The sequence below is a fragment of the Aeromonas sp. TW 6 genome (genome assembly GCF_013168745.1).
Taxonomy (GTDB): Bacteria; Pseudomonadota; Gammaproteobacteria; order Enterobacterales; family Aeromonadaceae; genus Aeromonas; species Aeromonas caviae.
In genome coordinates this window covers 78,186-90,123 of record NZ_JABERS010000017.1, presented here as the reverse complement: position 1 = coordinate 90,123, position 11,938 = coordinate 78,186, and the positions used below count along the sequence as shown (strand labels likewise).

Sequence of the window (11,938 nt, the reverse complement as noted above, 5' to 3'; positions counted from 1 at the left end):
TGTGGAGGCGCGGTGCAATCAGGCCGCCCGATGAAGCAGGAACCCGGTACTGCGCGAGCAGCTATCACCCAGTAATGGGAATCCCCCTCCTGTGACGCGAAGCGCTAAGGTGGGGGAGGATGTCAATGATTGAGATGACGGGTACGAGTGGCTGGGTTCATCGACGCTTCCTCTGGATTGACGGCCGCGAAGTCTACCTAAAAGTGGGGTTATTTGCAGCAAAGGGGGAACTGAATGCTGCTAATATCGTCAATCTGGCCACCCGGGAGCGGGAAAAGAGGTCAGACACAGGGGGGAGGGGCTAGGTCCTGCTGCCGCTCTGGGGTAACATGCGCGCCTGCATGACATAAATCGGCCCCGTCCTCTCTCATCCGACGGCGGCGATGCACCTCTATATGACGGGTCTTCCATGAGATGGGCCCATCCGGATATTGAAAGAAGAGATCACCATGTTACAGATTGGCAAGATGAACACCCTGACCGTCGTCGAGATCGAGGAGCGCGGCGCCTGGCTGGCGGCGGGGGAATACGGCGAGCTGCTGCTGCCCAGGCGCCAGTTGCCGGAAGGCGTCGCCGAGGAGAGCGAGGTGTCCGTCTTCCTCTATCTGGATGCGGATTGCGAGCCGGTGATCACCACCGACAAGCCCTTCGCCATGGTGGGGGACATCGTCGGTCTCAAGGTGGTCAACGCCAACAAGATTGGTGCCTTCCTCGACTGGGGCATGAAAAAGGATCTCTTCGTACCAAGCCGCGAGCAGAACAAGCCGATGCAGGTGGGCCATGTCTATCTGGTGCACCTGATGCTGGACAACGAAGGGCGCATGGTCGGCACCAGCCGTCTGGAGCGCTTCCTGCGCATCGACCCCCCTTTCAAGAGCGGTGACGAGGTGACGGTGCTGCCGGGGGAGCACACCCCCCTTGGCATCAAGGCCGTGGTCAATGGCCAGTACGCCGGCATGCTGTTCAAGAACGAGGTGTTCGGCCGCGTGATGACGGGCCGACCGCTGACCGCCTGGGTCAAGCAGGTGCGCGAAGATGGCAAGCTGGACCTGACCCTGCAAAAGCCGGGGCTGGCCCGGATGGATGACGCCGGTGCGCGCATCCTGCTGCGCCTGCAAAAGCAGGGGGGCAGCCTTGCGGTGGGAGACAAAAGCGATCCTGACGTCATCTACAAGATGTTCAGCATGAGCAAGGGCACCTTCAAGAAAGCGATCGGCGGCCTCTACAAGCAGGGCAAGATCGTCATCGAGGAGCACAGCATCCGCCTCGTGGGCTCCGACACGCCAGCAGGGGACGAATAAGGTGCCGAGTCCCTGCATCGGTGACTGCCGGGCCAAAGAGGGGCTCTGCCTCGGTTGTGGCCGCACCCTGACCGAGATAGGCCAGTGGTCCACCATGGACAGCGAGGCCCAGCTGGCCCGCATGGCCGAGCTCGATGGCTCGAAGAGCACCCATGCCTGCCCGGGCTGCGGCGAGCCGGCGTTCTGCGCCGTGTCGGCGGGGGAACCCATCGAGCGCTGTTGGTGCAACCAGCTTCCCGCGTTGCCCATGAGCGATGCCAGCGCCTGCTGGTGTCGCCGCTGTCTGGCCAAGGCCATCGCGGCACGCCCCTGACTCGGGCAGCGCAAAAAACGAAAAAGGCGCCTGGGGCGCCTTTTCTTATGCCTGTTGCTGGCGGTGCCAGCGGATATGCACGTCGTGCTCGCTCTGATCCCGGGGGAGCAGGAAGGTGGCGTAGATCACCTCGAACTCGTCCTGATGATCCAGCAAGCCGACCCAGACCTCGGCCCAACGTGCCATGTCCACCGGCTCGCCGAGTTCGGTTGACCAGTCGGCATTGGGCAGGGTTGCCTCCACCGCGCCACGTTGCTCGAACTCGAGGGTGATGTCGACGATTTGTTCGGGGGCCAGCATGTCGGCGGCCTGCTCCAGAAACTGATCATAGGCCCACTCGACCAGCTGATCCGGGCTACGTTGTTCCATGAAATCACTCCAGATACGTCCAGGTTCGCCACTTTAACAAGTATTGGGATGGGCAGCCAGCCCGGGGGCGGTGACGCCGTGCTGTCAAATGGCGGGATCAGGGGATAAGGTTAACAGAGCCGCCAGCAGGGGCGGCGTGACGGGGCGGCCTGGCAAGATGAAGCGACGACAGTACCGAAGGCAGATCAAGCGGCGGCGCGAAACCTGGTGGTGGCACTATCTGCCCCTTCATCGGGAAACCGTCGGCGGCCATCTGGGGCCCGCCTCTGATCCGCAGGATGGCGCTACTCTGTGCCGTGAACCCGGTTCAGGGTGACTTGCCCGAGTTGACCCATCTGACGACGGATCCAGGCCGAGCGCTGCTGCACATAGGGTGAGGGGGGCTTGACCCGATAACGCCAGGGATTGGGCAGGGCGGCGGCGAGCAGGGAGGCCTCGTAGCGGGTGAGGCGTATCGCCGGTTTGCCGAAGTAGTGCCTGGCGGCCGCCTCGGCGCCATAGATGCCGGGTCCGAACTCCACGATGTTGAGATAGACCTCGAGAATGCGGGACTTGTCCCAGCCCAGCTCCATCAACAGGGTGAACCAGGCCTCTATCCCCTTGCGCAGGAAGCTGCGATCGCTCCACATGAAGAGGTTCTTGGCGGTCTGCTGGCTGAGGGTGCTGGCACCGCGCACCCGCCCGCTTTGCTGGTTGTGCCTGAGGGCCGAGCTGATGGCGTCCATGTCAAAGCCGTGATGTTCGGCAAAGCGCTGATCCTCGGCGGCGATCACCGCCAGTTGCAGCTCCCGGGAAATCTGCTCAAGCGGCACCCAGTCGTGCTTCACCTCGGCCACCTTGGCAGGGGGAAACAGGGCGCGTTCGAGGCGCCAGGTCCACATGGGAGGGTCGATGAAGCGCAGCAGCGCGACCGAGACGATGGTGCTCGCAAAGGCGGCCAGCAGCAGCTTGCCGAGCCAGCCCAGCAGTCGCCGTTTGCGCGAAGGCCTCACGGGCGCGGGCCCGCCGTCCCAGTCATAGTGGCCAGGATCATCGGGATCCGGAATTATTGGGGCAGCCATTCGATGTGGCAGAACTTCTCGTCGACGCGGCGGGAGAGCAGCATGCGGGCAAACAGGTGCTCGTACTCTTCTTGTTCGTTGCCAAGGCCGACCCAGATCTCGGCATAGTCGGCGTCGCTCACCTCGAATCCCACGTCGGCCGCCCAGTCGTCGGCGGGATCGGTCTCCGCCAGCAGGCCGCGGTCGTTGAACTCCTGATTGAAGCGGACGATCTCCTGCTCGGGCAGGTTGTCGGAGGCCAGCTCCATGAAGAGTTCGAGGGCGGTGTCGAGCAGTTCCTCGACGCTGTGCATTTCGTCATTCAAAGACATAAGAGCCGTGTTCCAGATAAGGGGGGAGGGAAAGCCCGTCGGCAGCGCCTCGGGGTGCGCGGTATTCTAGCTGGCCCTGATGCCCTTGGCGAGATGCCGGGACGCCAGGCATTAAAAAACCGGATCCTGGGAAAGGATCCGGTCTTCATTGGGGGAAGGGGTCGCGCATGGTGCGTCAGCTCATCCCTTCTTCTGGTCGTCGGCAAAGGTGATGTTGAGCTCCAGCACCGACAACTCGTCACTCTTCTGATCAAGCTGGACGGTGATCTTGTCCGGGTCGATCTGCACGTATTTGCGGATCACGTCGAGGATGTCCTGCTTGAGCTGGGGCAGGTAATCCGGCCCCCCTCTGGATGAACGCTCGTGAGCCACGATGATCTGCAACCGCTCTTTGGCCAGTTGTGCGGTGTTCTGTTTCTTGTTGGAACGAAAATAATCCAATAATGACATGCTTAACTCCCGAACAGTCGGCTAAAGAAGCCCTTCTTCTCTTCTTCCAGAAAACGGAAATCCTTGGTGTCACCCAGCAGACGGGCGACGGCGTCCTCGTAGGCCTGACCGGCATCGGATTCCTTGTCCAGAATGACCGGCTCGCCGGAGTTGGAGGCGCGCAGCACCGCCTGGGACTCCGGGATCACCCCGAGCAGTTTGATGGCCAGGATCTCCTGTACGTCCTGCACGCTCAGCATGTCGCCGCGGTTGACGCGGGTCGGGCAGTAGCGGGTCAGCAGCAGGTGCTCCTTGATGGGATCCTCACCGCGCTCGGCACGGCGGGACTTGGAGGCCAGGATACCGAGGATGCGATCCGAGTCACGCACGGAAGAGACTTCCGGGTTGGTGGTGACGATGGCCTCGTCGGCGAAATAGAGCGCCATCAGGGCGCCGGATTCGATACCGGCGGGGGAGTCGCAGACGATGTAGTCAAACTGCATCTCCGCCAGCTGATCCAGGATCTTCTCCACCCCTTCACGGGTCAGGGCATCCTTGTCCCGGGTCTGGGAGGCGGGCAGGATGAACAGGTTTTCGCAACGCTTGTCCTTGATGAGGGCCTGGTTGAGGTTGGCTTCCCCGTTGATGACGTTGACGAAGTCATAGACCACGCGCCGCTCGCAACCCATGATGAGGTCCAGGTTTCTCAGACCAATGTCAAAATCGATGACCACGGTCTTGTGGCCACGCTGGGCCAGACCGGTGCTCAGTGCCGCGCTGGTTGTCGTCTTGCCAACGCCACCCTTGCCCGATGTAACGACTATGATTCGCGCCATTCTCGCTTCCTTGTAACTCTATTTGATTCGGTCTATACGAAGTTGTTCATTGTCGAGCCGGATATGGACCGGCTCTTGTATCACGCCTGCAGGCAATGCATCGCTGAGCTGGAAGGTGCCCGCGATGGAGAGCAGCTCGGCCTGCAATTGCTGGCAATAAATGCGGGCCTTGGGATTGCCCTTGGCCCCTGCGATGGCTCGGCCACGCAGGGCACCATAAACATGGATGCTGTCATCGGCGATGACTTCGGCGCCAGGGCTCACCGAACCCAGCACCACCAACGAGGTGCCGGCTGCATAGATCTGCTGACCGGAGCGCACCGGGCCCACGTGGACCTTGCTTGCCTCCACGGGCGCTGGCACCGGGGGAACCGGTGCGGCCTCCACTGGCTTGGGCTCAGGCACTGGCGGCGTCGGCTCAGGTTCTGCCTTGCGGCTCTTGCCTGACACCATGACGGCGAGGCCTGCCGCCTTGGCGGCCGTCTTCATCGCCTCGTCCCGCGCCCCCGTGATCCCGACCAGCACGAAGTCTTCCGACTCGACCAGCTCCCTGAGCTGTTCGAAATCGGGGATCGCTTCGAGGCGTTCCACATTGAGGACGAGGGGGGCACAATTAAAAAACTGGGGGGCCTGCGCGACCTTGGCCTCCAGCAGTTGTCGGATCCGGGCCGGATTGCCATCGCTGAGATGCAACACAGAAATAGTGAAGGTGGTCCCTTTCAATTCGTTATCGCGTTCAACCATGAATCTTCCCCGAACCGAGACGGTAATACGTTATTGTTATTCAATTCCTGATGTTATAGTTTGCCACCACCAGAGGCAATAAACCCGTCGGATTATATCAATTTCCATGTTGTGTGCAGTCTATAAAAGTCGCAAAAAAGCCGAGACCTATCTCTTTATTGAACGAAGAGAGGACTTTTCCCGCGTTCCCGAGGTGCTGATGAGTACCTTCGGGCGTCCCGAACTGGTCCTGATGACCAAACTGGACCCGGCCAAGCCCCTGGGGCTGGCCTCCACGGAGCGGGTGATGGCCGCCCTGAAGAGCCAGGGCTTTTATCTGCAGGTGCCACCGCCACCGGAAAACCTGCTGGAGCAGCACAAGGCGCAATTAAAGGGCGCACGATGAGGGCGGGGCGGCTGGCACTGCTGTTGTCAGGCGCCCTGTCGGGATCGCCGGTGCAGGCTGGCCCCGATTTTGACCAGTACGTGGCGAGCCTCAAAGAGCAGGCGCTGGCGGCGGGCATGTTGCCCGAGACGGTGAGTGCGGCCTTTGCGGATGTACATCTTGTCGATGCCGCCATCAGGCACGACAAAAATCAGCCGGAATTCAAACTGACCCTGGACACATATATTCCCCGGGCGGTGCCGGAATGGAAAGTCAAGCAAGCTCAAACCTTATATCGCCAGCATTTGCCGCTGCTCACAAAAATAGGCCGGGAATATGGGGTACAGCCCCGCTTTATTGTTGCCTTGTGGGGAATTGAAACCAATTTCGGCAAAATAACCGGCCATTATCCCCTTATCTCTTCTCTCTCGACCCTGGCCTGGGACGGTCGCCGTGAAGCCTTCTTCAAAGGCGAGTTGTTCGATGCCCTGCGCATTCTGGAGCAGGGACATGTGAACCCCGCCAACTTCAAGGGATCCTGGGCGGGGGCCATGGGACAGGTGCAGTTCATGCCCTCGTCATTCCTGCGATACGCGGTGGATCAGGACGGGGACGGCAAGAAGGATCTCTGGGGCAATCTGGCGGATGTATTTGGATCGGCTGCCAATTATCTGAGCCAGAACGGCTGGCGCGAAGACCAGACCTGGGGACGGCGGGTGAGGGTGCCAGAACGCCTGGACCCCGCCTTGCTGGGGCTTGATACCCGCAAGTCCCTGGCGACCTGGCAGGCCCTCGGGGTTCGCCAGCAGGACGGCTCACCTCTGCCTGTGGTCGACATGCAGGCCTCCCTCATCCGCCCCGACGATATTCACGGGCGAAGCTACCTTGCCTATGACAATTACCGGGTACTGCGTCACTGGAATCGCTCCCCCTATTTCGTGGTGGCCGTCGGCACCCTGGCCGATCGCATCGTGAAATAGCTCTCCCCCATTCTCCTGTCACGGCGAACGGGTGGAGGTGATATGCCCGTCTCTTTTTATCCCTTGTCGGCCTCCCTTTATTCAGGAACGTCGCCCTTTAAATCGCGACCAAAAAAAAGCGGGAATATATCCCGCTTTTTTCATGTCATCGCGACTCGGCGTTAGTCGCAGGCAACCTGCATCACCTTGATGGCCAGGCCACCGCGGGAGGTCTCGCGGTACTTGGAGTCCATGTCCTTGCCGGTGATGTACATGGTCTCGATCACCTTGTCCAGCGACACGCGCGGCTTGGAGGTGCGACGCAGGGCCATGCGGGAGGCGTTGACCGCCTTCATGGCGGCGATGGCGTTGCGCTCGATGCAGGGTACCTGTACCTGGCCGGCCACCGGGTCGCAGGTCAGACCCAGGTTGTGTTCCATGCCGATCTCTGCGGCTTCACAGACGTGCTCGGGGCTGCCGCCCATCAGTTCGGTCAGGCCGGCGGCGGCCATGGAGCAGGAGACGCCCACTTCACCCTGGCAGCCCACTTCGGCGCCGGAGATGGATGCGTTCATCTTGTAGAGCATGCCGACGGCGGCAGCGGCCAGATAGAAGCGGGTGTACTCGTCGCGGCCCACCGGCTGGATGAACTTGTCGTAGTAGGCCAGCACGGCCGGGATGATGCCGGCGGCGCCGTTGGTCGGTGCGGTGACGACGCGGCCACCGGCGGCGTTCTCTTCACTCACCGCCAGGGCGAACATGTTGACCCAGTCCACGATGTTCATGGGATCGTTGGAGAGGTTCTCGTTGGTGGTCAGCTGGCGGTAGAGCGGCGCGGCGCGGCGCGGTACGCGCAGCGGGCCGGAGAGGACGCCCTCGGTGCGGCAGCCGCGCTCGATCCCTTCCCGCATGGTGGTCCAGATCTTGCCGAGCTTCTTGTAGATCTCTTCCGGGGTGTTGAAGCACTTCTCGTTTTCCATCATCAGGGCGGAGATGGAGAGACCGCTCTGGCTGCAGTGGGCGATGAGCTCGGCGGCACTCTTGAAGGGATAGCTGACGGACATGTCGCCGCTGTCACCCTTGCCAAAGTTCTCTTCGTCGACGATGAAGCCACCGCCAATGGAGTAGTAGGTCTTGCTGTAGACGGCGTCATCTTCGATGAAGGCGGTCAACCTCATGCCGTTTTCGTGCAGGGGCAAGGCCTCGTCATGGAAGATCATGGCGCCCTTGGGGAAGCTGACGGTGTGGCAGTGCAGGCCGATGGGCAGACGACCGGTCTGCTCCACGCGGGAAATGAATTCGGGGATGGCGTCGATGTCGACGTTCTCCGGCAGGTTGCCCGCCAGACCCATGATGATGGCGGTATCCGTGTGGTGGCCTTTGCCGGTCCAGGAGAGGGAGCCATAGACATCGACCTGGATCCGGGTGATGTCACGGATCTTGCCGCCAGCACGCAGTTCATCCACGAACTGTTTGGCTGCCTTCATGGGGCCGACAGTGTGGGAAGAGGAGGGGCCAACACCGATTTTGAAGATATCAAAAACGCTGATCATGTAACAATTACCTCAGGGTAGAAGGGGGCGCCATGCCCACTCGCAGAAAAGGGATCCATGGGACGGGTCTGTCGTCACAAAGGCCAGGGAACCGGATAACCACAGTGTAACGGTTCAATGCCTAAAAAAAGTTGAAACAGATCTATTTTTGTTGAATTCGTGGCGCGAGTATAAAATTTATTTTGATGGTTATCCATTTTGTTAAGCGCCAGACAAACGTTTTGCAAAAAAATACCCGGCGATGCCGGGTATTCGAGTGCCATATGCGGCTTTATCACAGCGGCTTAACACTCGGTGATGTTGACGGCAAGGCCGCCCCGGGCGGTCTCCTTGTACTTGGTCTTCATGTCGTTGCCGGTTTCCCACATGGTTCTGATCACCTTGTCCAGCGACACCTTGTGCTCGCCGGTGCCACGCAGGGCGAGGCGGGCAGCATTGATCGCCTTGACCGCGCCCATGGCGTTGCGCTCGATGCAGGGCACCTGCACCAGACCACCGACGGGATCACAGGTCAGCCCGAGATTGTGCTCCATGCCGATTTCGGCGGCGTTCTCGACGATGGCGGGGCTGGCGCCCAGCAGCTCGGCCAGGGCACCAGCGGCCATGGAGCAGGCCACGCCGACCTCGCCCTGACAGCCGACCTCGGCCCCCGAGAGGGAGGCATTCTTCTTGTAGAGGATGCCGATGGCGGCGGCGGTGAGGAAGTACTGCATCAGCAGCTCGTCATCCACCTTGCGCACGAAGCGATCGTAATAGTGCAACACCGCGGGGATGATGCCGGCGGCGCCGTTGGTCGGCGCCGTCACCACGCGGCCCCCGGCGGCGTTCTCCTCGTTGACGGCCAGCGCAAAGAGATCCACCCACTCCATCACCATCAGCGGATCCTTGTTGAAATTGGTCTCGCCACAGAGCTGGCGATAGAGGGCGGGAGCCCGGCGCTTGACCTTGAGACCGCCTGGCAGCACCCCCTCGCTCTTGCAGCCACGCTCCACACACCCCTGCATCGCCTGCCAGATCTTGCGAAGCCCGGCCTTGATCTCCGCTTCCGAGCGAAACACCTTCTCGTTGGCCAGCATCAGCCCCGAGATGGAGAGGCCGCTCTCCTGGCACTGGGCCAGCAGTTCGGCGCCGCTCTCGAAGGGATAGGGGATGGGGTGGGCGGCATCGAAGCGGGCCGCCTCTTCCCGGGCGTTGGCGAAGTGACTCTCCTCGATGATGAAACCGCCCCCGATGGAGTAGTAGGTCTGCTCGAACACAAGGGTGTCACCCTCATAGGCGCGCAGTGTCATGCCGTTGGAGTGGGCGGGAAGGGTCTTGCGTCGATTGAAGAGGATGGCGCCGATGCGGGGAAATTCGCTGGGTTGCTCGCCGCCAAGGCAGAGGGTCTGGGTCTGCTCTACCTGGGCGAGGAAGGAGGGAATGGCCTCGATGTCCACGGATTCGGGTTCAAATCCGGCCAGTCCCAGGATGATGGCCTTGCCGGTGCCGTGCCCCTTGCCGGTCTGGCCCAGTGAGCCGTAGCACTCGACAACGACGCGTCCGGTACGGGAGAGGAGTGCGTTCGCTTTGAGGGTCTGGATGAAGGCGCAGGCGGCCCGCATCGGTCCCACGGTATGGGAGGAGGAGGGGCCTATCCCGATGGAAAACATGTCGAAGACACTGATCATGACGTACTCCAATTATGGATTTCGTCTAAACATTGTAAATTTTTTGTAGTCGTTGAAAAGGGGGGAGATAGCGGGGTGTGATGGCGGTAGGGAAATGGGCGCGGGAGAGGCGCGCCATGGGGGAGCCGCTCGGCATCCCATGGCGCCCGTGATACATCAGTCGAGGAACTCGCACAGATAGGCGGAGGCGATCTTCACTTCCAGCTTGAAGGAGGAGTGACCGGCCACGTCGAAGGATTCCCCCTGCTGGTAGGTGTGCCACTCATCTTCGTCGGCCAGCTGGATGGTGAGGGCGCCCTTGATCACCGTCATGCGCTCCGGGGCGGCGGTATTGAACAGGTACTCGCCCGCTTCCATCACACCAACGGTAGCTTTCTCACCTTTTTGCTCGAAACCGATGGATTTAACATTTCCGTCAAAATACTCGTTAACTTTCAGCATCTTTTCTTCCCTGTATGCACGTTTGCAGAGCCAACGTAGCACACTGTTTTGGATGTTGTCATGGTAAAAGGAGCAAAAACAGCCGTGTCTCTTTTGAGGCTTTACTTTCTCATAAAGTTATCAATGCATTTCGTTAACGGATTCTGATGTAAAACGGGGCGCAAATATGAGATAAAGCGCACCGCCAGAGCAATGGAGAGGATTTGACGCTCTGGGTGGTCATTTACGCTGTAAAAGTGTGAGTAATTGCTAAATAAAGGAACATTCTGTGTTAACAACAGGATTAATCAAAAACATCGGCTTCCAGGTAGTGGTGGCCATGGTGCTGGGCGCGCTGGTCGGGGCGCTCATGGGAGAGCAAGCCACGGTGTTTGCGCCGCTCGGCACCCTGTTTATCCAGCTGATCAAGATGCTGGTGATCCCGCTGGTGGCGGTGGCCATCCTGTCCGGGGCCGCCAACCTGGGGGCCAGCCCCGCTGCTGGCAAGATTGGCGTCACCACGCTCGCCTTCTTCCTCGGCACCTCCGCACTGGCGGTGTTCCTGGCGCTGGTGATGGGTCAGGTGTTCAAACCTGGTGTGGGCGTTGACTTTGGCGCCACTGCGGCCATGTTCTCCGGCGACTACGCCGACAAGGGTGCACTGCCCGATGCGGTGGCCACCCTGCTTGGCATGATCCCGACCAACGTGTTCAGCGCCTTGAACGAGGCCAACATCCTGCAGATCCTGGTGTTCTGCATGTTCCTCGGCATCGCCCTGGCCAAGCAGCCCCGTGAGCGCGCCAAGCCGCTGGTAGACGGGCTCAACACCCTGGTGGACGCCTTCGTCTGGATGATCAACAAGGTGATGCTGATCGCCCCCATCGGCGTCTTCGGCCTGATGGCCGACGCCATCGGCACCTACGGCTTCGACGTGCTGACCCTGGTGCTCAAGCTGTTCGTCGTCTATGTCGCCGCCATCCTCATCTTCGGCTTCGTGGTCTATCCGCTGCTGATCGCGTTCTTCTCCAACACGCCGGTACGCAAGTACTTCTCCGCGATGAAGAAGCCGCAGATCGTGGCCTTCTCCACCGCCTCTTCCATGGCGACCCTGCCGGTCAACATGGAGACCTGCGAGCGCGATCTGAAGGTGACCAACGCCACCGCTTCCTTCGTGCTGCCGCTGGGCGCCACCATCAACATGAGCGGCAATGCCATCTATTACGGCCTGGTCGCCATCTTCTTCGCCCAGGTCTATAACATCGATCTTTCCATGGGTGCCTGGGCGGCGATCATCGTCACCTCCACCCTGGGTGCCATCGGTCAGGCCGGTGTACCGGGCCCGAGCTTCCTGGTGGTTGCCGTGCTGCTGGCGGCCGGGATTCCCATCGAGGGTCTGCCGCTGCTGTTCGCGCTGGATCGTCTGTTCGACATGATCCGCACCGCGCTGAACATCACCGGTGATGCGGCCTGTGCCATCATTGTCGATCGCTACAGCCCGGATTACGATCCGAACCGCTGGAGCAAGGAGGCCTGATATCGGTCGTCCACCATGCATGACAAGAGGGAGGCTTCAAGCCTCCCTCTTTCATTTGTGTCTATTTGCTGGCGGTG

14 protein-coding genes are annotated in these 11,938 nt (G+C 60.7%); 5 read left to right on the top strand and 9 right to left on the bottom strand.

Annotation, left to right across the window (positions count from 1 at the left end; genetic code table 11):
* The first annotated feature begins 431 nt into the window (after positions 1-431).
* The gene (locus HKD46_RS10610; RefSeq protein ID WP_042014378.1) at positions 432-1,301 is read left to right on the top strand and encodes a S1 RNA-binding domain-containing protein; all 870 of its coding nucleotides are present in this window, start codon (positions 432-434) and stop codon (positions 1,299-1,301) included.
* A gap of 1 nt (position 1,302) precedes the next feature.
* Entirely contained in the window at positions 1,303-1,614 is a 312-nt protein-coding gene (locus HKD46_RS10605; RefSeq protein WP_039039099.1) for a DUF1289 domain-containing protein, read from the top strand.
* Between the two features lie 45 nt (positions 1,615-1,659).
* Here HKD46_RS10605 and HKD46_RS10600 read toward each other — a convergent pair whose 3' ends face one another.
* From HKD46_RS10600 to minC, 6 genes are all read right to left on the bottom strand, one after another.
* Complete coding sequence (locus tag HKD46_RS10600) at positions 1,660-1,983, bottom strand: HI1450 family dsDNA-mimic protein (RefSeq protein WP_010674643.1); 324 nt, start codon at positions 1,981-1,983, stop codon at positions 1,660-1,662.
* A 284-nt stretch (positions 1,984-2,267) separates the two neighbouring features.
* Positions 2,268-2,975: a monofunctional biosynthetic peptidoglycan transglycosylase gene (mtgA, locus tag HKD46_RS10595; protein ID WP_113979241.1), complete on the bottom strand. Its 708-nt coding sequence runs from the start codon at positions 2,973-2,975 to the stop codon at positions 2,268-2,270.
* A 53-nt stretch (positions 2,976-3,028) separates the two neighbouring features.
* Positions 3,029-3,355 (bottom strand): HI1450 family dsDNA-mimic protein, encoded by a 327-nt coding sequence (locus HKD46_RS10590; RefSeq protein ID WP_029314491.1) that lies wholly within the window; start codon positions 3,353-3,355, stop codon positions 3,029-3,031.
* 180 nt (positions 3,356-3,535) lie between these two features.
* Entirely contained in the window at positions 3,536-3,805 is a 270-nt protein-coding gene (gene minE / locus HKD46_RS10585; protein WP_010674646.1) for a cell division topological specificity factor MinE, read from the bottom strand.
* Between the two features lie 2 nt (positions 3,806-3,807).
* The gene (minD, locus tag HKD46_RS10580; protein ID WP_010674647.1) at positions 3,808-4,620 is read right to left on the bottom strand and encodes a septum site-determining protein MinD; all 813 of its coding nucleotides are present in this window, start codon (positions 4,618-4,620) and stop codon (positions 3,808-3,810) included.
* Positions 4,621-4,638: 18 nt separating this feature from the next.
* A complete protein-coding gene (minC, locus tag HKD46_RS10575) occupies positions 4,639-5,364 on the bottom strand; it encodes a septum site-determining protein MinC (protein WP_039039101.1) in 726 nt (241 codons plus the stop codon).
* Between the two features lie 106 nt (positions 5,365-5,470).
* On the opposite strand from minC, the gene HKD46_RS10570 reads away from it, so the two are divergent.
* Complete coding sequence (locus tag HKD46_RS10570; protein WP_029314494.1) at positions 5,471-5,749, top strand: YcgL domain-containing protein; 279 nt, start codon at positions 5,471-5,473, stop codon at positions 5,747-5,749.
* The gene (locus tag HKD46_RS10565) at positions 5,746-6,708 is read left to right on the top strand and encodes a lytic transglycosylase domain-containing protein (protein WP_052816494.1); all 963 of its coding nucleotides are present in this window, start codon (positions 5,746-5,748) and stop codon (positions 6,706-6,708) included. The genes HKD46_RS10570 and HKD46_RS10565 overlap by 4 nt, the downstream gene beginning before the upstream one ends.
* Positions 6,709-6,869: 161 nt before the next feature.
* Here HKD46_RS10565 and HKD46_RS10560 read toward each other — a convergent pair whose 3' ends face one another.
* From HKD46_RS10560 to HKD46_RS10550, 3 genes are all read right to left on the bottom strand, one after another.
* Positions 6,870-8,240, bottom strand: a complete 1,371-nt coding sequence (locus tag HKD46_RS10560; protein WP_039039104.1) for an L-serine ammonia-lyase — start codon at positions 8,238-8,240, stop codon at positions 6,870-6,872.
* Between the two features lie 284 nt (positions 8,241-8,524).
* Complete coding sequence (locus HKD46_RS10555) at positions 8,525-9,907, bottom strand: L-serine ammonia-lyase (protein ID WP_171865406.1); 1,383 nt, start codon at positions 9,905-9,907, stop codon at positions 8,525-8,527.
* Positions 9,908-10,063: 156 nt separating this feature from the next.
* Entirely contained in the window at positions 10,064-10,348 is a 285-nt protein-coding gene (locus HKD46_RS10550; protein ID WP_010674653.1) for a pyrimidine/purine nucleoside phosphorylase, read from the bottom strand.
* A 268-nt stretch (positions 10,349-10,616) separates the two neighbouring features.
* Here HKD46_RS10550 and HKD46_RS10545 point away from each other — a divergent pair, with 268 nt between their 5' ends.
* Positions 10,617-11,861 (top strand): dicarboxylate/amino acid:cation symporter, encoded by a 1,245-nt coding sequence (locus HKD46_RS10545; protein ID WP_128296766.1) that lies wholly within the window; start codon positions 10,617-10,619, stop codon positions 11,859-11,861.
* The last annotated feature ends 77 nt before the right edge of the window (positions 11,862-11,938 follow it).

What these genes read in the sequence shown, in the direction of transcription:
- HKD46_RS10600 (WP_010674643.1), bottom strand. Translation starts at nt 1,983, where the DNA reads ATGGAACAACGTAGCCCGGATCAGCTGGTCGAGTGGGCCTATGATCAG.
- HKD46_RS10550 (WP_010674653.1), bottom strand. Translation starts at nt 10,348, where the DNA reads ATGCTGAAAGTTAACGAGTATTTTGACGGAAATGTTAAATCCATCGGT.
- minC (WP_039039101.1), bottom strand. Translation starts at nt 5,364, where the DNA reads ATGGTTGAACGCGATAACGAATTGAAAGGGACCACCTTCACTATTTCT.
- HKD46_RS10565 (WP_052816494.1), top strand. Translation starts at nt 5,746, where the DNA reads ATGAGGGCGGGGCGGCTGGCACTGCTGTTGTCAGGCGCCCTGTCGGGA.
- HKD46_RS10570 (WP_029314494.1), top strand. Translation starts at nt 5,471, where the DNA reads ATGTTGTGTGCAGTCTATAAAAGTCGCAAAAAAGCCGAGACCTATCTC.
- HKD46_RS10560 (WP_039039104.1), bottom strand. Translation starts at nt 8,240, where the DNA reads ATGATCAGCGTTTTTGATATCTTCAAAATCGGTGTTGGCCCCTCCTCT.
- HKD46_RS10555 (WP_171865406.1), bottom strand. Translation starts at nt 9,907, where the DNA reads ATGATCAGTGTCTTCGACATGTTTTCCATCGGGATAGGCCCCTCCTCC.
- HKD46_RS10590 (WP_029314491.1), bottom strand. Translation starts at nt 3,355, where the DNA reads ATGTCTTTGAATGACGAAATGCACAGCGTCGAGGAACTGCTCGACACC.
- minE (WP_010674646.1), bottom strand. Translation starts at nt 3,805, where the DNA reads ATGTCATTATTGGATTATTTTCGTTCCAACAAGAAACAGAACACCGCA.
- minD (WP_010674647.1), bottom strand. Translation starts at nt 4,620, where the DNA reads ATGGCGCGAATCATAGTCGTTACATCGGGCAAGGGTGGCGTTGGCAAG.